This window comes from Rossellomorea pakistanensis (assembly GCF_016908495.1).
GTDB classification, from domain to species: Bacteria; Bacillota; Bacilli; order Bacillales; family Bacillaceae_B; genus Rossellomorea; species Rossellomorea pakistanensis.
The window spans coordinates 615,036-639,285 of the sequence record NZ_JAFBDZ010000002.1; the positions used below are offsets into that span (position 1 = coordinate 615,036).

The following is a 24,250-nucleotide window of genomic DNA, read 5'->3' on the forward strand; positions in this document are numbered from 1 at the left end:
AGAAATAGATATGTCTGATTTTAACTATGATGTTGTTGTTGTAGGTGCTGGGAATGCTGCCCTTTGTGCCGCTATTTCTGCAAGAGAAGAGGGAGCAAAGGTATTAGTTCTTGAAAAAGGACCAGAACACAAACGTGGAGGGAACTCTTTCTTTACTGATGGTGCAATCCGAGTGGCCTATCACCATTTGGAGGACATTCGCAAAGTAATACAGGATCTTACGGATGAAGAGGCTGAAAATATCGTAATGCCTGAATATGGAGAAGAAGCCTATCTTGAGGATATTATGCGGGTGACAGAAGGAAAAAGTGATCCGGAACTAGCAAACCAGTTAGTCAACCGTTCATTTGAGACGCTCTTATGGATGAGAAGCCATGGAGTAAAATTTGAACTTAACTATGACAACCAGTCATTTGAAAAGAATGGGAAGCGTGAATTCTGGGGTGGTCTCCCAGTAAAGACGGAAAACAAAGGCGTTGGCTTAATGAAGCAATTGTTTTCTCGAGCAGAAGAGCTTGGAATTGATATTTGGTATGAAGCTGCTGCAGTGGAGCTGTTAAGGGAAGAAGGTCAAGTTAATGGTGTTGTTGTGGAAAGAAATGGTGGAAAAATAATTGTAGATGCATCAGGTGTCGTTCTAGCTTGCGGAAGCTTCGAAGCCAATAAACAACAACGTAGTCAATCTATTGGGGAAGAGTGGGAAGCGGCGATTGTTCGTGGAACTGAGTACAACACGGGAGATGGCATTGCGATGGCATTAGCAGTAGGGGCACAAAAACATGGTGAATGGTCTGGCTGCCATTCCATTGGAACCGATTATAATGCCCCAAAGGTTGGTGATTTCACGAAACCCGGAGACATTTTTAAGAAGCATTCTTATCCATTAAGTGTCATGCTGAATAAAGAAGGGAAACGCTTTGTAGATGAAGGAGCCGACTTCCGAAACTATACGTATGCCAAATATGGACGAGAAATTCTGAAACAGCCTGGACATGTGGCCTACCAAATTTATGATTCGCAAGTACGCCCATTGCTTCGAAAAGAGTACGACTTAGAAGAAGCTACTTATTATAAAGCGGATACTCTAGAAGAGCTTGTTGCATTACTTCCAGTGGACAAATCAGAATTTTTAAAGACGATAACCGAATACAATGAAGCAGTTCAGGAAGGCGCCTATCACCCTACAGAAAAAGATGGGAAAGGTACAGTGGGAATTACTCCTCCTAAAACGAACTGGGCACTCAGAATGGAAGAAGGTCCATTCTACGCATTTCCGGTAACATGTGGAATCACCTTCTCATTTGGTGGATTACATGTTAACAACAGGGGGGAAGTGCTAAATAAAGAAGGAAACCCCATTGCTGGCCTATACGCAGCAGGAGAAATGATTGGCGGAATCTTCTATCACAACTACCCAGGTGGATCCGGACTAATGTCTGGGGCAGTATTCGGCAAACTAGCAGGACTAACAGCTGCAACAGCAGTTTCCGAACAAAACACCAACACAGTAAAGCACTAACGCACCCGGGGACGGTTCTCGATTACGGCACCGCGTTAAATCACTGCGGGACGGTTCTCGAGCGCGGTAATTCGTTAAAGCGGATAGAACAAGAATAATGACAAAAGTCACCTTTCGCTTGGTGGCTTTTTCATTTTCAGATTCATTAGTAGGATTTTGTGATAGGAGTATAAAAAATGAACAATAAACGAATTTTATTAGGTTTTTCACTATTATTATACTTAATGTTCTTTTTTCCTTGTTTTGATTGGGATATTCGATGGAAGGCAGTTATCGCTCTTGCGATTATCCAAATTTTGTGGATTGGTAGGGTCTTTCCATTGGCATTTAGTTCATTATTATTTATGTTAATTCTCTCCTTTCATTTTTTTAGCTATGAAGAAACATTGGGGTATTTCAGTTCCGGAATCGTCTGGTTGCTCTTCTCTACTTTTATCTTATCGAAGTCTTTCATTGAAACGGGTCTTGCAAGCCGAGTCTCCCTTTTCATCTTGAAGCTTTCAGCTGGATCGGGGAAGGCACTCATTCTCATTTCTTTTCTATTAATGATAGTGCTATCCATCCTTATTCCCTCTAATGTAGGCAAAGCAAGTCTAGTTTCTTCTGTATTAGATAGTCTAGTTAAAAGCTTAAAGCAGCTTGGGGAGGTTCGTAAGCTAGCAAAATCTTTATTTATTGGTATTGCTTACTTGGCGGCCATCTCTGGAGTATTTGTAGCTACCGGTGCTAGTTCGACTATCTACACGTTTGGAATCCTATCGGAAATTTCCCCAGACATCGATTATCTAAATTGGCTCATTCTTTTTGGAGTCCCAATCTTGTTGTATATTCTTCTACTTTGGATTATTTTTTTGGTGATTTTCCCACCAGAAAAAATAGATAGGAAGCTTATATTAAATTTTATCGATGACAAGATCAAGGAACTAGGAAAATTAAGTGTTAGAGAAAAGAAATTGATGATTTTAATAGGATTCACACTATTATTATGGATCACACAAAATTGGCATGGCTACTCCATCCCTCAGATTGGCTTATTAGGAGCATGTATAACTATATTGCCTTATATAGGGATATGGAATTGGGAGCAAGCCAGAAAATCAATAGATTGGGACATGATGCTCTTTTTCGCATCAACATTAATGGTTTCTGGGATGCTGGTTAAAACGGGGACAATTGATTGGATGGCTAGTGTTTTGAACACTCATCTTTCAGCCCAATCCACATGGCTGGCTGTACTGATATTAGTGATATTTACCGCTATTCTTAGGATCGTTTTTGTAAATATTCTAGGGTTTCTAACGATCATGCTCCCCCTCGCCGTCACTATTGGTGAAACAATGCCGGATGTCTCTCCAATAACGATTGCTATGCCCGTCTTTCTTGCAGGTGTTCCAGGCTTCTTTCTTGTCACGCAATCTCCAGTCCATCTGATTAGCTATACTTATAGTTATTTTAGTGATAAAGACCTATTCCGTGTTGGAGTTTATTCTGCATTTTTATGGATTGTTGTTATACTTTTTTCGGTGTTTTTTTGGTGGAGTTAGTAACAAAGTGTATTAGAAGTAAATTTAGGGTGAGAAGTTTTTATGCTGAAATCTAAAGAAGAATAACGTGCTTTAATTATAGGAAAAGGAGGTGAAAAAGATGGAAGAAATAATCCATCTACTGAAACCGTTAAAAGGTCAGAAAATAGAGAACCTAAACAACGAAAAAATATCAATAACAATAAAGATATTTAATGTTTTTAATATATAGAGATTAATAGATTATTAGACGAAAAAGTGAAATAAGGGAGTTAATTAAAATGAACTTATGTAAAACTTGGAAAAATCGTTATGAAGATCTTTATTATCAGGATTTCTGTTTTAAATGCTTTTTAAAATCAGATGACTTAGATTTAGTTATTGAAGAATTAGCCGAAATTCATTATCAGTAACACGCGTCAGAATGACCTTTAGAAAGGAGAGCATATGCAAGGTGTTTAGAAGAAAGGAGCAAAAACTGCCGGAACGATTGCTTTTCTTAAATACGCTCTCACGTGGATTATTGCAGGTATCCTGCTTCTTCTCACATCGATTTTCGGACCCGCATTGTTTGTTTCCATTAGCCTGGGTGGTACGAATCAGTTTGAATCTGGTATGTCAGGAGAGGGAGCCGGAGGAACAGCGCAAGTATCGGCTGAAGTATTACGCTATAAACCTCTTATAAGGAAATATGCTGAAGAATACGGAGTCGGTGAATATGTGGGGCTTATTATGGCTCTTATACAACAAGAATCAGGAGGAAGGCATTAGATGTGATGCAGTCTTCAGAATCCATTGGGCTTCCTCCTGGAACCATCACAGACCCCGAATATTCTATTCAAATCGGAGTCAAATACTTTGCAGAAGTGATGAAACAAGCCAAAGGCGATATTCACCTCGCCTTCAATCTTACAACTTCGGAAATGGCTTCATTGGGTACGCATTAGAGCGTGGTGGTTATTCCAAGGAAGTAGCCATTGAATTTAGTAATATGATGGCTGCTAAAATGGGGTGGTCCCGATATGGGGATGTCCATTATGTAGAGCATGTTCTTCGTTATTATAATGCTGGAAATGGCAGCGTTGTGGTAGGAGGCGATGGAACACAATCATTTGATGTAGAGGAAGTCCATAACATCATGAAACAGTTCCTTGGCCGACCTTATGTATGGGGGGAAGGACACCAGCAGTAGGAGGGTTTGATTGTTCTGGGCTACTAGAATATGCTTTCGCACAAATCGGAGTTGATCTATACGGAACAGCACAATCACAATACAACAAGACCATCCTAGTTCCTGAAGATCAAATTAAGCCAGGCGATTTAGTTTTCTTTTCCACTTATAAGCCAGGACCTTCCCACGTCGGGATGTATGTGGGAGATGGAAAATTCATTAACTCGAATGGGAGTAATGGTACTTCCTATTCTTCCGTTGAAGAATGGAAAAACTTATATCCCTTCTTAGGTTTTAGAAGGCTTCAGTAATGGAGGTGGAAGGGGATGGAACCAATCCAAAAGAAAAATTACATTTTACTGATGATCGGTTTTGTTGCTGCTGTTGTGATTATGTATGTCTTCAGTTTACGAATGCAATTGCAAGAAGTCCGAGCGAACCAAAGCAACTATGAAGAGAAGATTGCTTCGTTATCATCAATCCAGAACACAGATGCATTAAAGGTGAATCGAGAGTTTCTAAAAAGCTTTTTCACTTACCAAACCACTGCTGAACGATATAAGAATATTAAACCATTCATGACCGATCGGGGATATAAGGCTACCCACCCTTCAGGAACCAAACTTCCGGATTCGGACCAATCAGTGAAGTCATCCATGGTGGGATTAAAGCCTTTTGAATATCAATCATCAAAGAGTGAAGCAGAATTCTTTAATGAATTTAAACTAAGTACCGAATTTAATGATGTGACCAATACGGAAACCGTCATTGTCAAAACGTCCTTGATCTATGTCAAAGAGCAAGGATGGAAAATAGATGATGTTGAGTTTGTGGGGCAGTTAACAGGAAGGGGATAAAATGAAAAGGGAGAAGAAAAATATGAGAGTAAGGATGGTTTAATATGAAGAGTACAGGCATAGTTCGAAAAGTTGACGAATTAGGTAGAGTGGTTCTACCAGTTGAACTAAGGAGAAATTTAGAGATTGGGGAGAAACGTGAAGCTGTTTCCTCAGGAAGCTCTTTTATGAACGGTCCTAACAGCGTTATAAAAAAATTGAGTTTGTAGTTAGTAGCCAAGAATTTTTGAGCAATCGAGAAGAAGTTTTTAGCATTCTTATGTGATTAACTAAAAATCCATTGAACGTAATAAGGAGGATTCTATCATGGGTAATAAGTCAAGTAACAGGAGAACAGATTCTGCTTCAAGAGTGATTATGGCATCACCACAAACCATATATCGGCATTCATGAACCCGGAAGCATTGGTTTTGTGGCTTCCACCGAAAGGAATGTCGGGTCATATTGACATGTTTGATCCCGTAAGATAGAAAAAATAAGAGGCTGTTCGAAAAGGGCAAACTCATTAAAAACTGAAATTCAAGAATGTTGGTATAGCAGTATTCATTAACAAGTAATGGGGCGTCCAATAGCCGAAAAATCGACTTATTGGACAGCCCCATGTATTTGTGGATTGTTTTCTAAGAAAATGAAAGTATGTATACCACTAAACTTGAAAAAGAAGAGAAATTGATTAGCTGAAGTTCGGGCAGCAGCCTTTCACTTTGCCTTCTGTAAAATTAGTTAGCATATCTTAGGGAGTTTATTATTGGAATTAGTATTATTCTAATTGGAGGTTAAAAATGGAGAAGCGTAAAAAAAAATATTCATTTGAAATTCAAAATAAATATAGACAAAAAACCAGAAAAAAAAGAGAGAATAATAACAATAAATTTGAAGTGATAATTATTGCTATTATATTCTTAACAATAATAATAGTAAAATGGCTAGACTAAATTTATACTTAAGCGGGATTATTTGTAATAAGATAAGCTACTTTTTGTAAGGTTTTTCTTGAGTAAATTCTTTTTTAAAGGCTGTTTTCGCATAGATTGTTGTTTTTTCCACATACTAATTAAACCTTGATATAATCCGTTTTAAGGATGGTGTTTAGTGTGTGGGAGAATGTATATGAAGAATTTAGTGAATTGAATAAATCGCAATAAATTGCTTTATTTGAAGCAATAAAACAAGATTTGCTTCCAGAAGATCCTAAGAAAGTCGATAAAATGCTCAACTCTAACCGTGAGGCTCGATTTGCTTCAGGTATAGCCTGTGTTCATTGTGGAAGTAAATCTGTTAGAAGTAATGGTAAATATCGTTCAAGACAACGATATTTGTGTAAGGACTGCAAACATTCAATGATATAAAGAATACTCCCTTCTCAGGTTCGAAATATCCCGAAAAATGGGTCAGATACATTGAACTAATGGTGGAGGGCTATACGTTACCCAAGATTGCTAAACTCCTGCACATCCATATTTCTACTGATTTTTACTGGAGACACAAAATTTTGAACGCTCTTGGCAGCCTTGGCTTTGCACAATTAGAGGGTATCGTCGAAAGTGACGAAACCTTATTTCGTGAGTCATTAAAGGGGCGACGCGAAATTCCCCATAGAAAATCAAAGAAGCGTGGAGAGAAGGATTCTAAACGTGGGATTTCAAAACAAAAGATAGCTGTTGTAGTTGCACAAGATTGTAATGGGAAATATAATTGCCCGTAAAGCAGGTACAGGTCGGGTAAAAGCGGCAGAAATTGATGCAGTGATAGGTGGTTTTATTCACCCATCTGCTTTGTTATGTACCGATACTGCAACAAAACTATAAAAAATTTGCAAAGATAAAAGGCTTGCTGCACGAAACCATTAACGAGCGTCAGAAACAAAGGGTGAAAAAGGGAATATATCATATACAACACGTCAATAACTTCCACAATCGTTTAAAGGGCTGGATGGAGCGTTTTCAGGGCGTTGGAACATACTTTCTGGATCATTACCTAGACTGGTTTCGCTGGCTTGAATTAGGAAAGCATTTATCCCTGGATAAACGGGTTGAGCATATGTTGATTTCGGCTTGTCAGAGATCTAATTACAATTTTACAATACTGTAGCTATGTTAAGGAACTGATTTAATCGACAAATAAAAAACGCTCAGATTCTTTGCTCTAAACGTAAAAAATTTACTGGATCAGTTTTGGTGTTAACTGAATAAGACTATTCAAACTCTAATTTTTGTAATAACTCACTTTTTGTATTTTCAATCTCACTTGTTAAATCCACTACAGACTCTTCATTTAACTTGTACGTTAAACTGTCTTTATTTGTTAGGCTTTGGATATATCCTTTTCCGTCTGTGGTGAGCCATAAATGATACTCGTTAGTGTCATCATCTTGCATAACTAATGTATATGTAAGTAGTGGTGGTGTTTTAATTACCTTTTGTTTATCTAATTTTTCAGCATTGTTGGTAGCATTAACGAAATTAGATATTGTCTCATCTTCTTGAATGAATTCTGTTTCACTTTGCATTTCGTCGTTCAACCAATAATTTACCTTAATTTCTTCAACGTTTTCCTGATTAGCGTTAGAACAAGCTCCCATTGTAAAGATAATCAATATGCTCAGTAAGAATTTTATTGTATTCAAGAAATACCCCTCCTTAAAATTAATTCATCTTTTGTTTAGTTATCCTGCTCTTTGAGGAATAATCCTTTTTGTATATATAATACCATAAAAAGTAATTTATCCCTCGTCTTACTTGAAAACAACAATCTTTACGAAAAAAGCCTTTTAAATAATTGGAATTGAGTTATAGGGGCAGGTTAGTTAGAGAAGGAATCTCTCTTCTTTTTTATTTGAATATTTTGAACCTTTTCGCTCGTTGTTCGTAAGTAAATTATGAGGGGCCGCATTATGAGGGAAATTTTTCTTTTGCTTATCGCTGTATCTTTTCTTCTATTAGGGGTCACGTTATCAAAAGTGAAAAATTGTACGTTTAGACACAATTTAGACACAAATTTGCCGGTTACCTGTACGGTAAGAAACCGGCTGTTGTTTTCTTTTATTTCTTAACCCGTAGTGGTCGTAATTGATCTATTGTCCCATCCTGTTTCAGGTTCCACACATAATCCCCTGTTAATGCGATATGCTCCCAGCCCAAAGGGGATATATGCTGAAGATATTCTTCTGGAATTTCTACTCCTCTTTCACGTAATGATGTAATAGCCTGCTCAATATAGACGGTATTCCAAGAGACGATCGCTGACACGATGAGTTGAAGGGCACTCGCTCGGTGTAACTGATCTTCATACGAACGGTCGCGTACTTCACCTAACCGATTAAAAAATATGGCACGAGCTAATCCGTGCTTTGCTTCTCCTTTGTTCAGTCCAATCTGTACACGTCTACGGTGTTCAGGGCTTTGTAGCCATTTTAATGTGTACAAGCTTCTCTCAATGCGTCCCATTTCACGTAAAGCCACTGATATGCCATTTTGGCGAGGGTATGATGCCAGTTTTTTTAATATAAGGGAGGCTGTAACGGTCCCTGTCCGGACAGAGCTTGTTAACCGTAATAAATCATCCCAATGTTCCCTAATTTTCTTCACCTGAATAGTCCCGCCAATCATGAAATCCAACGGGATCCCTATAGACCGGTCAAACGTATACAGATTATTGTTTTTCACAGTTTTAATCCGTGGTGAGAACCGGAATCCAAGCATATAACACATGGCAAAAACATGGTCAACAAAGCCTGCAGCATCTGTATAGTGTTCTTCAATCTGTAGATCCGCCTCATGATACAACAAACCATCAATGATATGTGGTGCCTCTTCCGAAGTACTAATGACCTGGACATAAAAGGGGTCATATTGATCAGAGATATGACTATAAAAACTTACACCTGGATCTCTTCCGTACTTTGCATTCACTTGTGCAAGCGGACTTGAAGTACCACCAGCTCGAAAGTATTGTCCATCTGAAGAGGAAGTGGATCCATCACCCCAGTGTGAAGAAAATGGCTGTTTGGTATGGAAGTTTGTAACAGCGCCAAGCGCTTTGTTGTAGCTATCGTCCCGGATATACCAATCCGATACCCAAGCCAGTTGGGCATACGAGATATGAGGACAAGCATCTGCCATCTTGGTAAGACCAAGGTTGATTCCATCCGCCATAATAGCCGCAAATAATACGGATTTTTCTTTTGGTTGTGCGCCTGTATGTAGATGAACAAAATGTTTACTAAACCCCGTCCAACGATCTACCTCGACTAATAACTCTGTCAGCTTGATACGAGGCAATACGTCATAAATAAGTCTTGTAACATCCTTTACCTCATCTGGTACCACCTTCGACAAGGATTTCACTTGTACTTTATTGGCATACACCGTAGCATCCCGTAATTGTTGATTTTCTACAAGGTAACTGACTCTTTTAACTTGCTCTTCCATCTGTTGTGCTCGTTCTTGTAGATATTGATCCACACCTGTGGGAATAGGCAAAGGAATGCTCTCTGTTCGCTTCATGGTATCCCATTTGGATGAAGGCAACAGGTATTCTTCAAAGTCTTTGTATTGTTTACTTCCTGTTACCCACATGTCACCAGAGCGAAGGTGATTACATAACTCTGATAATACACTAAATTCATAGTAATGACGGTCAATGCCCTCTTCTCTAAAGACATGTTTGTTCCATTTTTTCTTGATAAAACTGGTAGGAGCTGTTTCAGGAATTTTCCGTTTCTTGGACTGATTTGCTTCCCGTAAAAGTTCAATCGCTTGGAAAAGAGAGCGACTTGCATTAGAAGCTTTAAAGACATAGGTTCGTAATAAGCGTGGGGCGAACTTCCGCAGTTGCCCATAATGATTGTCAATTAAGTCTAAGTAATCGAATTCTACAGGCCGTGCTAATGTTTCTGCTTGTTCGACAGTTTGAATAAATTGATCCCACGAAATGATAGATTGTAAGGATTCATACGGATCTAAATCCTCTTCTCTTGCTGTAATTAATGCTTTTCCTACTCTTGCATACAATTGTACTTTCTCATTAATTGCCTTTCCGTCTTTTTGAAAATTTTCTTTATGTACTTTCTCTCCACGGTTAAAGATTCTACCAATCAACTTCTCACTCATATGTAGTCCCTGGTCCGTCAAAAAGGCATAAATATGGATGAGAAAAGCCATTAAGGTGGCATGTCGTTTGAGCGTATGAAAGCGAGAGAGATGCTGGGTTGAATAACGTGAGCCTTCTCGAGCCATTTGTAGCAATCGATTTTGATGTATCTCTCGTCCATTATCCAGTGGTAAGTTGAGCTTTTGCATATACTCCAACCGGTCCATTAGCTTATGGAAATTCTTTACGGACACAACACCAGGTGGCTGGCGGAGCCACGATAAATCCGACTGCTTACCAGGTTGACTTACATGTAGTAATTGATCTAATTGCTGCTCTTGTTTTGGAGAGAGACCTTGCACAAGTTGTTTAAATGTACGTCTTTGTGCACGCTCACGCACCGCCCATGCTAGATGTTCTACAGCATATATGGCAGGCAAAATAATCTTACGCCTACGCATTTCTGTAACAAGAGCTTCTACGAGTACATATCCTTTATCTGTTCCCATTGCAGTGGGAAGAAGCCAATGAGATAACTCTCTGTATTCTCGCATGGTAAAGGAGCGAAAATGAAGTTCTTTCCGAATTCTACCCAAGTGTTCGCGTCGAGTTTCGTCGCGCCCTTGTGCATAGTGTTGAATAACGGAGGGAACAATCCCAAGCTGATTAGCAATCCTATGTACAAGATGCGCTGGAATCTTCTCTCTAGATGCTAACGGGCGACCTGGAAACCGCAAGTAAGCAATCTGGATAGCAAATCCCAACCGGTTTGTCGCACTACGCTGTTTGTAGATGATATTTAATTCTTCTTCAGATAGTGTATAGTACCGGATCGCGTCGCGATCACTCACATACTCTGGTACATCATAAAACTCTTTTCGTTGTGCTTCTGTAAGAAGTTCTTGTCTTGCCATATGTATTGCCCCCTTATGTATCTAATGTATGATCAATAATTATGTAGCGTAGCTCTCCCATGATTAGTTGTAAGGTAATGAAAGACTAATTACTAGCAATCTATCAATAGGGTATACCCTATTGATAGATTGCTCAAGTGTTGATTTTACTGTACAATCTAACCATCATATACACTTGTCTTTTGATTGGTGTTTTTGGGAGGGATTTTATGATTTATGGGTATGCGCGTGTTTCTTCGTTTGATCAGAACTTGGATTCACAAATTGAACAATTGCGAAATGCAAAAGTAGATCGAATTGTTCAAGAAAAAGTGTCAGGCGTACAAAATCAAAAAGAAGCGCTGAATCAACTACTGAATCAATTGGTCAAAGGAGATACCCTGATCATTACAAGGATGGACCGTCTGGGAAGAAATACGAAACAATTATTAGAGCTCATTGAAGAGTTAGAAGAACGTGGCATTCATTTAGTCATATTGAATCTAGGAATTGATACTAGAACTCCTTCAGGAAAATTTATTCTGACGGTTATGTCTGCATTTAGTGAGCTTGATCGAACGATGATCAAAGAAAAGCAACAAGCTGGAATTGCTATTGCGAAAAGAAAAGGGACATACAAAGGAAAAAAACAAAAATTTACTTTAAAGCATGAAGGTGTCAAACATGCGATGGAATTACATGAAACCACGAATAAACCTATAAAGGAAATCTGTAAGATCACCAATATAAGTGAAGCTACTTTTTATCGTCGATGGAGGGAGTATAAGAAACAGAAAAGTGAGCTGCCTGTATAGGGCATTTAATCTATGTATGTTCCGGCAGTATGTTTATTAATAAAGTAGTATGAATATACAATTCGTTAGATGAATTATTAGTTATTTTTATTCAAAATTTAGAAACTGCTTTGTTCCGTTATAGGGCCATTTAATGGAATAAAAGCAGGATATTTTGCAGGGAAATCGAAGTTGTTTATAAATCACATTCTGGTGGAGGGAATAGACAATGCAAATGCCAGTACATATCGTTGCAGCACTAGGTTTTGTAGAGAACGATCAGGAAGAGATATTGGTTGTTAAGGAACGACGAAGTGGTAAGTGGGTTTTTCCCGGTGGTCAAGTGGAGGTTGGTGAAAACTTGATGGATGGAATAATTAGGGAAGTAAAAGAAGAAAGCGGCATTGATGTTGAAATCTCCCATCTAACTAGCATTTATTCAAACACTGGAACATACGAAGGACATAGTGGTGTAAAAATTGTACCTACAAAAGTTATGTTTGATTTTGTATGCAAACCCGTGGGTGGAGGACTGGCAACATCGGATGAAACATCGGATAGTCGTTGGGTTAGTAAAGAGGAAGTTCTTGATATGGTATCAGACCCAGCTCTACGTATACGTTATCAAGCATATTTGGACTATAACGGAAATATCAATTATATGGACTATATAACTAGGCCGCAATTTGAATTGAAACTGAAGAGAAATGTGTAGGAATAACTGATTGACATATTCCGGAATTTTTGGGTCATCGAATAACACAGTATCCAATAAACGGGCGCATTTCTTAATAAAATGACGTCTCTGATTGGTTTTTAAAATAAAAGAAGGAGGAAAAATGGTTAATATAAAAGATATTATCTCTTTACACAGTTTACCTGTAGACACTTTCGAAGAATTAAAATCTGGGTATTCATCTGCAAAAAAATATAAGCTCTATTCAGTCGGTTGCAAACCATTATATTTATTAAAAATTTACACCATTGAGAAAAGGGATAGAGTTGAGCGTGAATTTGAATTATTAAACAAACATTACAAAAATAATGTTTTATGCCAAAAACCAATTATATTTGATTTTAAGAAAGAAGAGAAAATATGCTATGTAGTTTTATCATATATAGATGGCACTAGTGGCGATACAGCTTTAGCGACATTAGGGAAAGATTTACAATATGAGATTGGATTACAAGCTGGAAAAGAACTAAGGAAAATTCATTTAATAACACCAGATAACTCATTTAATTGGTATAAAAAGCGATTAGACAAATACCAAAATAAAATTGAGACTTGTAAAAGAATAGGACTGACTTTCTATAAACAAAAATTTATAGAAAGTTATATTAATGAGAACATAAATTTGTTGAAAAATAGTCCTATTTGTTTTCAACATGACGATTTTCATCCTCAAAATATTATTATCAAAAATAAAAAATTAAATGGCATTATTGATTTTGATTCATTTGACTGGGGCGACCCATTTGAGGAATTTTTTAAATTACCTAAATATACAATACAAACTAGTACTTATTTTGCGAAAGGTCAGATTATGGGATACTTTGATAACAAAATTCCTGATATATTCTGGAGAAAGTACAACTTGTTTGTTGCATTAAATCAACATGCAAGCCAAATTGGTGGTTACTCAATGGGGAATTTAAAGTATGTACAAGAAAGAACTCGATACATAATTGAAACGCATGACTTTTTAAATAATAAACCACCTGAATGGTTTGATAATTGTAACTTTTAACAAAGTGAAATTAAAGAGTAGCAATTGTTAAACGATATCATGTAATCTTCCGCAAACGTTGGCTATCATAGAACAAGGATAAGCGCTCATTTTTTATCTAAAGGCCAGATTCAAAAGTAAGAAATGGAATTAAATTGCACATCTAATCAAAGGGGGATAATCATGGAGAAATGGCTTGGCGCAGCAGGGGTATGTGTTAAAGACAAAAAAGTTTTAATGGTATTACAAGGAACAAAAGAAGAACCAAAGTGTTGGTCTGTTCCCTCTGGAGGGATGGAGAAGGGAGAGACGTATGAAGAATGTTGTATTCGAGAGATAAAAGAGGAAACTGGATATGATGTAGAAATCATAAAACCATTATTTCAGAAAGAAAGTCCTTACGGTGAGGTACATTATTTTGAGGCTAAAGTTACTGGGGGAAGTCCAATAATACAAGATCCTGATAATTTAATTTATGATATTGATTGGAAATCAGAAAGTGAAATTGAAGAATTGACTCTTACATATGAAGAAGATAGAGATTTTCTAATTAAAATAATTGGGAAATAAGTTAATATTTATCCTCTAAAATTACTTAAACAAAACAGCTGATATAATATTGTTTATTCCATTATAGGGCGCGTTTCCAGAACAGAGGGCACTGCAAAAGTAGTAGTTTTCGAAAAATGAATGATTTTAGGGGGTACAAAATGTCTCCCTATATGCTAAACAAGCCTTAGAAACGATTCTGGAGGCTTGTTTTTCTCTTTACCATTTTTCATATTAAAAAATTGTACTTTTGCAGTACCCTCAGAACAAGGAATGCGTCTTTTTTAATAGAATAAAGGATTGAGTCAAATTACAAATTTTAAAATAATTGTTACTAGGTACTCAGGGCTTATCTACAGTATCATCGAAAAAGTATGTAACGATAAGTGGTTAAGGACTTGACATGGAGCCTCTGTGGGTATGATGGGTCTTGAAAGGTTGAAGCAGTTGGTGTTTCATCAGGTATCCAAGCCTATCATACTAACCCCTCCACGTAAAGTCCTATCTTTGTGTACGTTGAATACTATAGATTATAACTGTAGAAAATGTTTCCTCGAAGTTAAATTCAGCCATTTTTGGTATCTAAAAATACGATGAATACGGTGGAAAAACATACTGTAGATAAGGAAAGAATTGTGGAAGAAGAAATTTAGATTTTGATAATACAATATGGGGGGAGATTAGATGAAAAAAATAAATTGGTTAATTTATGGGGCAATTGCTTTTTTTATTGCTCTGAGTTGGTTTGCATATCAACAAATCACTAATGACACGCATGAGGGAATGTCCATAATTCCAGAACACCACAAAGATATTCCTTTGTTTGAGGGATTGAAACCAACTGAACATCAATATGTGGTTAAAGGAAATAAATGGAATGATATTTATAACTTTTATTTAAAAGAGCTACCTGCTTTGGGGTGGAAAGTTGAGTATGAGGATTCTGCTCTTAATGATGGCGATACGGAAAATGATTGGTCAGGATTTTATTCCCGATGGAGAAAAGAAGGTTTTGACGGTGAGTTATGGATTTCGGCAAACTACAATGAATTTGAAGAACAAACAGAGGTCATCTTTGACAAAACATCTCTATATAATTCAACAACCTGGATTGAAGATGCTCCAGAAAGTATCTGTATTTATCAGAATCAAAATGATGAAAAATGTTCTGAAATAGAAGAAAAATCTAAGATAGAGAAAATCGTAAGGTTTATAAATGATGCGATTGATTGGGATAAAGAAGTATTATCTCGTGAAAAAACAAGTGTCATTGAATTAGGAAATATAGAAATAAAGGTTTTTTATGAAAATGACAAAGAAATATATTTTCAATCAGAAAAAGGTACAAAAATGATGAAACCAGACCCTGATTTCTTTAAACTTACAAACCTTTAATAATTATTGTCTAATTGCATTAAAGGGGCTTTTCTAGAACATCTGTGGAGCCCCCTATACCTTAATCAACGATCTTCCGCAATCGGGCGCGATTGTGGAGTAAAGCTTAGATTTTTAAACGACTTTATTGTTACATCTAAGAAGTGTTATTAAGCAATTGTACCAAAAATTAAACAACTTTATTTTTACACCGTCCACATCTGTGGACGGTGTAATGCGTATTTGCGACTTCAAAATTAAACAACTTTATTGTTATTACACAACACTTTTGTAAGCCCTCAATTATTAGGGTATTGAAAGGTGTCCTAACTTAGAGTCAAAAATAAAACTATATTAGTAGTAGTTTTGTATTCTTCAACAAACGGGCCAGTTGGTTAGGGAAGTAGTAGAGATGGATGGGAATTTTACACTAGATGGGTATCCAACTCTTCAGTTGGATTTAATACGATAAATTTGGTTGAAATATAAAGTAAATCACTTTTTTATTACAGAATCAGAGATTTCCAAAGAACTACAAAAAATTGTAGTTCTTTGGTTCTATTTGTATTAAATTGTAAAAAGCACCCTCGAATTATACAACATTATGTTAGAATAGGTTTGTGTTTCCAAATTATCTATTTATTTGGTAAAAATAAAGGTTTAGGGGGAGTATTATGAAAAAGTTATTAGAATCAGTTGTCATAGCATTTGCTTTATGTTTTTGTGGAGGAATATTTGCTGAAGCTAAGTCGGATGAGATTATTTATGAATCTACAGAAAATAATGTGTATCTTGATTGGAAAGATACTGGTGATAACTATAAAGTTTATAGAGACGGGGAATTAATTGCTTAAGGTAAAGAATCTTTTATAAATGATACTGCTGTAAAGGAAAATTATTTGTATACATATAAAGTTGAGGTATATAACAATAATGAATTAACGGATATACTAGAATATAAAATTAAAACTAAAAATAAATCTAAAGAAAACAAAACGGATACCAATTCATATGAAAATAAGACTGAAATAGTTTCACTGACTAAGAAGAATCAAGTAATTCTAGATTGGGAAGACCTTGAGGATAAAGATGGTACCTATGAAATCTATAAAGATGGTGAATTCTTAGGGAAAGCTAATAAGTCTTTCTTTAAAGATAAAAATATTAAGAGTGGAATGTCATATCATTATCAGATAATTGCTGAAAAACCTGTTTCTGATAGTAAAAAGAAAGAAATAATAGAAAAATCTATTGAAAAAGGATATTCATTATTTGAAATACCTTCGTCTGCATTTTTAGAAAGAAAGACAATTAATAAATTAATAAAAACACCTGAAGAAAATAGTACTAGTGAACTAAGTCAAAAAAGTGGTATTGTTACCCTTTCTGCAAGTACTCTTGATAGCTTTATTGTTAGATACACAACTTTTATACCTTACTATAAAGTTGATAATCCCAATATTTTAGAAGAATGGTTTGAGTCAGGCGTTCCTACAGGTTCTTATGTTACTGGAGATGGGTATTCTAATGGTACTCTAAGGGACTTTAACTATTTTAATAATAGCTATAGAACGAGAATTGACGTGTATGCAGAGTGGTATAACTCCTCTCCTTCATACACATCGTACAAGTACGTTATGCCAACACATTTATATGGTCCTGATGGGACATTAGTTGATGAAGAGACTGCCCCTAAAGATGGAATGACGTTTAGTGGGTTAGGAAAGCTCTCTGATCGAATTTCTTGGAAAGTATTCCATGATGTAGGATTAGGAACATCATCAACATCACCTAATATTAATTATGAATATACTGCTACCATGTATAAGAATGGAAATATATCAGCTAGTGGAGAACATGACAGCGCACCTAACCATGAAGTCTACTTAGCACGTGCATATTCAGGATTACCACCTGTTACTTTGCATACATACTCTGTTAATAGTAAAGATGACTTTAAATACTTGTTCCCATTTTACACTAATGAACATTGGCAAAGTAGTTAATAAAATAGGAACGCAAACAGCTTTAAGCTGTTTGCGTTTTTCAAATGGGGGTTCTTTTTTGAAAACTTATAACAATCTATATACAAAATGTGTTTCCTTGTTAATTTGTAGTCTTATTATAACCTTTATTTATTTTTATCAAAACTTTGAAAGTCCTCCTCAGATAATAGATTTAATAATTTACCTATTTCTAACTTTATTAGTTATATTGTTTTTAGGTTTACCTATTTCTCTTGTAATTGATTGGATCTCCTCAAGGTATTATAGTAAGAGAAGAATTATTTCAAAAGTGCTTCACTCTACTGTTTTTTGTATTATTTTATTACCCTTTAACTTTGAAGAGTTCTCCACAGCTAATACAGATTTAGTATTTTATTTTTTATATTTTTCTTTGGCACCTTTACTATTTTGCTACATTAATATTTTTCTTATTGAAAAAAAATATAAAAAATAACAATCCCAGACAACAGTCAATAGCTAGTTGCTTATACGAACCAGTTAATAAGAGCTTATTGTTTATTCAAGAAAAGAGCGCTTAAATGGAATAAATAGTAAAGAAAAAGACCGCAAAATATACAAAGTTTTATACAAAACTTATATATTGCGGTCTTTTTAATATGCAAAAATTATACTGTTATTTCATACATAAATTAAATGCCAAATATATGAGCTGCCTACATCTACACACTAAAAGGCCTCTTAAAATTGCCAATAGGTTGCGTATGGACGCGACCTAATTGGTTCTACCAACGTATATTTTCATTATTAATCAATGTCTTCCGCATTTTATATTTTCTGTCTTACCGTACAGGAAACCGGCTAAAATGTGTCCAAATTGTGTCTAAACGTACAATTTTTCACTTTTGGTGACGTGACCCCAAATACTGGCTACTCGTTCGGCAGCCATTTGCATTTTGAACATCGGGTTAAATATGAGCCCGTAAAAAGACTCGAGAACTTTAGAGACCCTAAGTTTATTCTTGGTTTGTAAGAAAGGGGAAGAGACATGAAGCGGTATATCATAATGGGATTTTCGGTTTGTGTACTTCTAATCGGGTATCTATTTTTCCATACAGGTCAATTAAAGGAAGAGTTAAAAACCGCCCGAACAGATGTGAAACAATTGCAGGAAGAAAATAGATCGATTGCAAAAACACCTGAAGATCAGCAGGAAGCAAAAGCCCTAACAGTAGCAGAAAAGTTTATCAATAACTATTACGTTTTTGAAAATACACCAGACCAAAAGAAGGTAGAAGCATTATTAACCGAAAAAGCCAAAGAAGTGGTCTTTTTTGAAGGCGATTCCGAAGTGAATTTTGAAGGTAGTCATGTTACCTCAACAATTGAGAATGTAAAGCTCTTTAGAGGTGATTATACGGATAACCGAATGCAAATTCTTGCTACCTTCAACAATATTATTACGGCTAATGAGATTTCGAGTAAATCAATCTCCTATGCCACACTTGATCTGCTCAAAGACGGCGATACATGGAAAATTGATGATCTAAACATTGCTCAATACTAATTAAGAGAATATGGTTATTTATGGATGTTGGAGAAACGCTCTGTGGCGCAATTAGAAAGATATTTTATGAACTATGGTACTTAAAGTGGTAGAAATAAGTGAAATAAATGGAGGATTTCAAATGGAAATGTTAACTGGGATTATTAGACAAGAAGATTTTACACATAAGTCTAAATTTTCATATGCCTTTGATAGGGAAAATCATATTCTTCATCTGAGAGATAAAGATGATCATGATGGTGCTAGTCTCATAAACACAATTGATTCAAACTTCAGGGATAAAGTAACTAAGATTGTTGAACAGGAATATGGTATTTCGGTTAATTCGGAAAAAGTTAGGTGTTTTATTTATACCGATGGAGACGGGGACTTTTTCGGTCATGAAGTAGATGAATATGTTTTTGTTTATGAAAGTGAAAATAAAAATCCATTTGAGTCTGTGAAAAAAGAGGATAAACCTTTACTCTATTGGTATAGGGGATAGCGTCAATTTAAACACAATATTTTACTTGTTTCTTCTTCTGCTTTCAAATATGAAAATGGCAGTTATTCCGAGCAAATAAGAGATCGTCCTTTTTCAAAAAAGGGCGGTTTTTTATTATTTTCCAAAGGGTACCGCCAACATTTTCTAAGGGATAATTTTCCCGGGTGCGTTCCTTTAAAATTGATATATAAAAGACGAGCAGTTCTAATTCGGGATTAATATACATAGAGTATAGCAATATGAAAAAAGGGGTGAATCCTAAATTGAAAAAAAAGGGAATTATAATTACATTATTAAGTTGTTTAATAGTAATAGGGGGCTTTTCAATTAATTATTTTACTGAATTTGTAGGTGCTGATTCAACTGGTCACCCATTCGACTTGCATTCTACTGCTGATAAAACGAAAAAAATAGATTTTACCGAGATACTTGAAACATCTTTAAAAGAAGAAGGATATGAGACAGTAGATGGGATGGTTCTTCAACAAGGTAAACAACTATCTAGAGCTACTATTTTTATTTCAAAGAAAGAGTATAAAGGTGAGACAACTAGAAAAAGTATAGAAAAAATAGTTAATCGTTTAGCAAAAGAAAATGAAATTGGTAGTTTCAAAGTTTTGGTTAAAACAAAAAGCTGATCGGACAAATTGATCAGCTTTTGTTTTTTAATCATCTATACGGACGGTAACGCTGTCAGCACTATGCTGTCCTTGCATTTTTAAATAAAGTTCTGCATAATCTCCATCTTTATAATGGTCTACATTAATACTACTTGAACAATAACTACCGGTAAAAGTTATATAATCTACTGTTCTATCAAGTGAATCATCTGACCTTAATTCAACAGTAATACTATTGCCACTATTAACACCACTTAAGCAAACTCTTACATTTCCCCCACCTGAAAGAACTGTACGAGTTGTTGTTACCGATGGTAATCATATACTGTGTAATTACTTTTTAAAATAATATCCCACTCTCCTGCACCAAGTGGTGTAACATCACCAGTATTTGCAAACGCTGAAGTTGGAACTAACGCGATAATTAATGCTAAAACCATCATTCTAAGCTTTTTCATGTTTTTATCTCCCCTTAAAATCAAATTGTGACACAGCCTTACAAACAACTATGTAGAAACGTGTTGTAATGACAGTAGCCTCCTTTCATTTTATGGAATTATATTAATATTTCGTCATTTATTGTAATTTACCTGCAATAAATTTGAATAAAATGAAATATCTTGAAATATTATATCTCTTTTTGCTTAGTAAGCATCCCTACACGGGGTAATTTTAGAAATATGGTTAAGTTGTAAATACGGAATATTGGCGGTACCTCTTAACAAAAAATCCTTGTTACTTAATTGGGGAATTGTAAGATTATGAGGAAATGAAAAATTAACCGAATAAGTGTAATGGTTTTTTTCTCTAATTTCAAATATGAAAATGAGAGTTATTCGGAGCAAACAAGAGATCGTTCTTTTTGAAAAAGGGGCGATTTTTTAATTATTTCCCAAAACGAAAATCGGCTGAAATCACTCCATAGGGCGAAATTTGAGGGGCGGAGTGTTGGGGAACTTCCTATAGGTACAATTATGTAAACTAGAGTCTCTTATCTTTGGATATTAATATTCAATTATAATTTATTACTAATTACACTGTTCGGGTTTTCATCATTTCAGGAATCCTGGTCAACAAAAAACGTTCTTGTTTTTTAAGAATTTTGTCCAGGTATTCGGATCTACAGCCAGCTGTAAACTGCATAAAAACCGAACGATTAAGTTAAATTGATATTATTCTTTTAGGGCTAAAACAAGCAACTGGCTACTGAGGGGCAATGTGACCATAAAATGGAAAAGGACTTTTTTGGCATTTAAAAAAATGCTGTTTACGGCAGTATGTTTTGGATAGAAAAAAGCCGAAAATATGCAAGAAATGAATAAAAACTTGCATATTATCAGCCTTTGGTTATTTTAGCCATTCACTAAAGCGCCCTTATGTGGAGACTCGAATTCAAGATAATCTTAAAAGATATTGCCCCCCATTGTTAAGGAAGAAAACTTAATTTTTCAAATCTTACTAACGTTTTTTCGGAAATTTCAATCTGGTTAATATCAAAGTTATTGATTTGGAGGGTTATCTATCAAATTTAATTTTATTTTGCATAGAAAAAGCCTTGCTAACTTTTTAAAATGGTTGTCAGAAATCAATTTAATTCTAATAATGTAGTAATAAAAACAAAATCTCCATCATTCTGCCTCTATCGCCTCTACAATCAATTATATCTATCCTTAAAGATGAGGATCTTCTTTCTGAAATAAAAGTAACTGATTTGCAATAAATGTGTTAAAAAAGAAGGACTTTACTTAAATTACCTAGAATTAGTTAGTAAAATAGTAAAAATAAGGAAAAGTAGAGAATAAAATGAAAAGATTGTTAAAGTTGTTAATGTCAGTAGGGTTCTCTTTCACCATGATACTCGTTGTATTTTCTACTAATGTAAACGCTGAACAATGGACTATCAATGATGGAAAAGAGGGTCCGGCTAAAGTTGGCGTAAAATTAGAGTCGAAAAAGAAAAACGATGATTTTTCAACCCAACATTTAGTTTATTGTGAGGGTTATAGCTATTTATATACCTCTGGAAGTGGAAGCTATGTAAACGGTATGGGCTGGTCAGATTGCGGTCCTAATGTAATCGAAAAAATTGCTGTTCATACCGAATTATTGAAAAACGGTAATATAATGAAATCCGGTTCTGATACCCAAACGTATAGTAATCTTGCAGAAGCTTATGCCGGTCAAATTCCTCACGATCGATGGGAGGACTACAAAGAACGTTCTACTCATTTTTATATTCATGACGGAACTGGCGCTACAGCATATTCAGAAGATAACTGGCTATAAAGGATAAAGAATATAAAGGGAAATCCAACTTGTCTGGATTTCCCTTATTTTCAGGAGTGAAAAGCGTTGAAGAAGTTATGTTATGTAATTAGTATCGTTTTCTTATTACTAGTTAGTTGTTCTAATCAAGGTGAAAATAAAAATAAGGTGGAAAAGGAAGTGGTTAATAAACAAACTGAAACAAATTCACCACAAATTGAGGCATTACCCACTGAAGTTATTGAGGATGACATGCTAGGCTTTCAAATAACAGTAGTAGATGAAACAACTTCAAACAAACAAAATTTCACTCATAATATACAGGAAGGACAGTCTTATACCCCTTTTGTACAGATCATTAATGACCACCCTAAAGATACACCTTATCGGATTTATTTTCTTTTAGATTATCAATTGATTCCTGTAACTTATAAAGGACAAAAAAATCAATACATTGATGTAACAGTACCTAAAAGTAGTATTTATAGGTTAAAGGATATTGAGATTAATGGAATCGGCCGAGGACTTCACGACTTTATTGTATTATTAGTCAGGAAACCAGAAACTTATCTTAGTAAAGAAAGGTGGATCCCGTGGCACCATGAGAAAATTTTTCGAAGAGTGACTGTACTAGTTGGGGAAGAACCGGACTCTCCAAAAATAAAATTTCACGAGATAGAAAGTGAAGAAACCGAACAATTTATAGGACATATGTTTTTAAGTAAAGAACCAACTAGAAATCTTCAAAAAGCAAAGTCAATAATAAAGGATCCAAAGGAGAAACTATGGCTAAACATTGACATCCAGAAAGCACCTACAACTATTGCTATTGGAGCTATTGTAGGAGGAGAACAAGTTGAATTAACCGGCCCTTCATCTTATGTTAAAGCAACTAGTAAAGGGGTTTTGCATATTCCTTTAGACTTAAGTAGTATAGATTATAATAGTCAGAAAAATCTTATTGTTTTTGCCGTAGCCAATCCTTATGTAAGACAGGAGAAAGACGGGAAACTAAAGGACATTCCTTTAGAAGTTAATCTTAATAATCGTGTCACTATTCAAGGGAGGTGAATTTTTGAAAAAAATCATAATGGCCCTGGGGATTTTATTTCTCTTAACTGCTGGTTATTCATTAGTAAATGCTAGCAACGGTAGTAAAATACCAGCAGGAGCTGAAGGAGTAAAAATTAAAGTTGGCGATCCTAATGAACCTGCTCCTGATTGGAATAAGAAATAATTCATTTAGTTGATTAAAGCCCCATAAAGTGGGCTTTAATCATCATTTTTTTTCTTATAGATATATTTGTAACCAAGATAAATAATATATAATCCCACTATCGTTACTAACATTTCAATTCCATTCGGACAATCCATGAATTCAAATTTAATCATTTGACAAGGTTTAATACTGGGCACTTAAATCATTCCTTTAAAATAAAAAGTTAATATAACTTTAAAACCAACAATAAAGGGTACAACGTAATGGATTGTATTGTATTAAGTATTTTGCATTTCAGTAATATTGTGTGATGCTAGTATAATGTATGCATAAAAAAATGTAGTTAATAAAGATTTACACACTTTTATCTTTTACTATAAGCTTACCGTGATACTGGCCCAGATTGTTCAGTAAGAAAGTTAAAAGTTCTTAGAATTGATGGAGTCGGTACTTTTCTATACTAATGAGTGTAGCAAGCATAGAGAGTATAGACAAGGAGAATGTCAAAAACACACGAAGTTCCAACTCCAATTTAAAAAACGGAACTTTATATAAATAACAATTTTTTGTTTCTAAAAATAAAAAACAAGGAATCTGATTAGATACCTTGAATCTGTTTTTCCATTATAT

At 35.3% G+C, this 24,250-nt stretch carries 23 protein-coding genes and 3 pseudogenes; 23 read left to right on the top strand and 3 right to left on the bottom strand.

Features of this window, described 5'->3' with window-relative positions:
* Positions 1–10: 10 nt before the first annotated feature.
* From tcuA to JOC86_RS10660, 10 genes and pseudogenes are all read left to right on the top strand, one after another.
* Positions 11–1,519: an FAD-dependent tricarballylate dehydrogenase TcuA gene (gene tcuA, locus JOC86_RS10625; protein WP_205172006.1), complete on the top strand. Its 1,509-nt coding sequence runs from the start codon at positions 11–13 to the stop codon at positions 1,517–1,519.
* A 176-nt stretch (positions 1,520–1,695) separates the two neighbouring features.
* Positions 1,696–3,063: an SLC13 family permease gene (locus tag JOC86_RS10630; RefSeq protein ID WP_205172009.1), complete on the top strand. Its 1,368-nt coding sequence runs from the start codon at positions 1,696–1,698 to the stop codon at positions 3,061–3,063.
* A gap of 260 nt (positions 3,064–3,323) precedes the next feature.
* Entirely contained in the window at positions 3,324–3,455 is a 132-nt protein-coding gene (locus JOC86_RS24985) for a hypothetical protein (protein WP_275583394.1), read from the top strand.
* A gap of 202 nt (positions 3,456–3,657) precedes the next feature.
* Positions 3,658–3,989, top strand: a pseudogene (locus tag JOC86_RS24990) (lysozyme family protein).
* Positions 3,974–4,234, top strand: coding sequence for a lysozyme family protein (locus tag JOC86_RS24995; RefSeq protein ID WP_338021754.1), 261 nt, complete (start codon positions 3,974–3,976; stop codon positions 4,232–4,234). The pseudogene JOC86_RS24990 and the gene JOC86_RS24995 overlap by 16 nt, the downstream one beginning before the upstream one ends.
* Complete coding sequence (locus tag JOC86_RS10640) at positions 4,210–4,524, top strand: C40 family peptidase (RefSeq protein ID WP_205172012.1); 315 nt, start codon at positions 4,210–4,212, stop codon at positions 4,522–4,524. Before JOC86_RS24995 ends, JOC86_RS10640 begins: the two co-directional genes overlap by 25 nt.
* Positions 4,525–4,539: 15 nt before the next feature.
* A complete protein-coding gene (locus JOC86_RS10645; RefSeq protein WP_205172015.1) occupies positions 4,540–5,070 on the top strand; it encodes a hypothetical protein in 531 nt (176 codons plus the stop codon).
* Between the two features lie 44 nt (positions 5,071–5,114).
* Positions 5,115–5,207 (top strand): annotated as a pseudogene (locus JOC86_RS10650) (transition state regulator Abh); the annotation flags it as partial.
* Positions 5,208–5,852: 645 nt separating this feature from the next.
* Complete coding sequence (locus tag JOC86_RS10655) at positions 5,853–6,005, top strand: hypothetical protein (RefSeq protein WP_205172018.1); 153 nt, start codon at positions 5,853–5,855, stop codon at positions 6,003–6,005.
* A 210-nt stretch (positions 6,006–6,215) separates the two neighbouring features.
* A pseudogene (locus JOC86_RS10660) lies at positions 6,216–7,161 on the top strand (IS1595 family transposase).
* A 103-nt stretch (positions 7,162–7,264) separates the two neighbouring features.
* Here the strand turns inward: JOC86_RS10660 and JOC86_RS10665 are convergent.
* Both JOC86_RS10665 and JOC86_RS10670 read right to left on the bottom strand, forming a co-directional pair.
* Entirely contained in the window at positions 7,265–7,696 is a 432-nt protein-coding gene (locus JOC86_RS10665) for a YhfM domain-containing protein (RefSeq protein ID WP_205172020.1), read from the bottom strand.
* A 415-nt stretch (positions 7,697–8,111) separates the two neighbouring features.
* The gene (locus JOC86_RS10670; RefSeq protein WP_205172022.1) at positions 8,112–11,075 is read right to left on the bottom strand and encodes a Tn3 family transposase; all 2,964 of its coding nucleotides are present in this window, start codon (positions 11,073–11,075) and stop codon (positions 8,112–8,114) included.
* A 209-nt stretch (positions 11,076–11,284) separates the two neighbouring features.
* Here JOC86_RS10670 and JOC86_RS10675 point away from each other — a divergent pair, with 209 nt between their 5' ends.
* The 10 genes from JOC86_RS10675 (at position 11,285) to JOC86_RS10720 (ending at position 20,154) form a co-directional block, all read left to right on the top strand.
* Positions 11,285–11,869: a recombinase family protein gene (locus JOC86_RS10675; protein WP_205172024.1), complete on the top strand. Its 585-nt coding sequence runs from the start codon at positions 11,285–11,287 to the stop codon at positions 11,867–11,869.
* Between the two features lie 208 nt (positions 11,870–12,077).
* A complete protein-coding gene (locus tag JOC86_RS10680) occupies positions 12,078–12,563 on the top strand; it encodes an NUDIX hydrolase (RefSeq protein WP_205172026.1) in 486 nt (161 codons plus the stop codon).
* A 124-nt stretch (positions 12,564–12,687) separates the two neighbouring features.
* A complete protein-coding gene (locus tag JOC86_RS10685; protein ID WP_205172030.1) occupies positions 12,688–13,599 on the top strand; it encodes an aminoglycoside phosphotransferase family protein in 912 nt (303 codons plus the stop codon).
* 162 nt (positions 13,600–13,761) lie between these two features.
* On the top strand, positions 13,762–14,148 hold the full coding sequence (locus JOC86_RS10690; RefSeq protein ID WP_205172032.1) for an NUDIX hydrolase: 387 nt from the start codon (positions 13,762–13,764) through the stop codon (positions 14,146–14,148).
* 663 nt (positions 14,149–14,811) lie between these two features.
* Positions 14,812–15,522, top strand: coding sequence for a hypothetical protein (locus tag JOC86_RS10695; protein WP_205172034.1), 711 nt, complete (start codon positions 14,812–14,814; stop codon positions 15,520–15,522).
* Between the two features lie 653 nt (positions 15,523–16,175).
* A complete protein-coding gene (locus tag JOC86_RS10700) occupies positions 16,176–16,355 on the top strand; it encodes a hypothetical protein (RefSeq protein WP_205172036.1) in 180 nt (59 codons plus the stop codon).
* Between the two features lie 45 nt (positions 16,356–16,400).
* Positions 16,401–17,507 (top strand): hypothetical protein, encoded by a 1,107-nt coding sequence (locus JOC86_RS10705; protein ID WP_205172038.1) that lies wholly within the window; start codon positions 16,401–16,403, stop codon positions 17,505–17,507.
* Between the two features lie 1,006 nt (positions 17,508–18,513).
* The gene (locus tag JOC86_RS10710) at positions 18,514–19,032 is read left to right on the top strand and encodes a coiled-coil domain-containing protein 6 (protein ID WP_205172041.1); all 519 of its coding nucleotides are present in this window, start codon (positions 18,514–18,516) and stop codon (positions 19,030–19,032) included.
* Positions 19,033–19,153: 121 nt separating this feature from the next.
* On the top strand, positions 19,154–19,516 hold the full coding sequence (locus JOC86_RS10715) for a hypothetical protein (RefSeq protein WP_205172044.1): 363 nt from the start codon (positions 19,154–19,156) through the stop codon (positions 19,514–19,516).
* A 239-nt stretch (positions 19,517–19,755) separates the two neighbouring features.
* Positions 19,756–20,154: a hypothetical protein gene (locus tag JOC86_RS10720; protein WP_205172047.1), complete on the top strand. Its 399-nt coding sequence runs from the start codon at positions 19,756–19,758 to the stop codon at positions 20,152–20,154.
* Positions 20,155–20,441: 287 nt separating this feature from the next.
* On the opposite strand, the gene JOC86_RS10725 is transcribed toward JOC86_RS10720, so the two are convergent.
* Positions 20,442–20,594: a hypothetical protein gene (locus tag JOC86_RS10725; protein WP_205172050.1), complete on the bottom strand. Its 153-nt coding sequence runs from the start codon at positions 20,592–20,594 to the stop codon at positions 20,442–20,444.
* A gap of 1,345 nt (positions 20,595–21,939) precedes the next feature.
* Here JOC86_RS10725 and JOC86_RS10730 point away from each other — a divergent pair.
* From JOC86_RS10730 to JOC86_RS10740, 3 genes are all read left to right on the top strand, one after another.
* Positions 21,940–22,422 (top strand): hypothetical protein, encoded by a 483-nt coding sequence (locus JOC86_RS10730; RefSeq protein WP_205172053.1) that lies wholly within the window; start codon positions 21,940–21,942, stop codon positions 22,420–22,422.
* Between the two features lie 66 nt (positions 22,423–22,488).
* Positions 22,489–23,472, top strand: coding sequence for a hypothetical protein (locus tag JOC86_RS10735; RefSeq protein WP_205172056.1), 984 nt, complete (start codon positions 22,489–22,491; stop codon positions 23,470–23,472).
* Between the two features lie 4 nt (positions 23,473–23,476).
* On the top strand, positions 23,477–23,638 hold the full coding sequence (locus JOC86_RS10740) for a membrane lipoprotein lipid attachment site-containing protein (protein WP_205172059.1): 162 nt from the start codon (positions 23,477–23,479) through the stop codon (positions 23,636–23,638).
* The last annotated feature ends 612 nt before the right edge of the window (positions 23,639–24,250 follow it).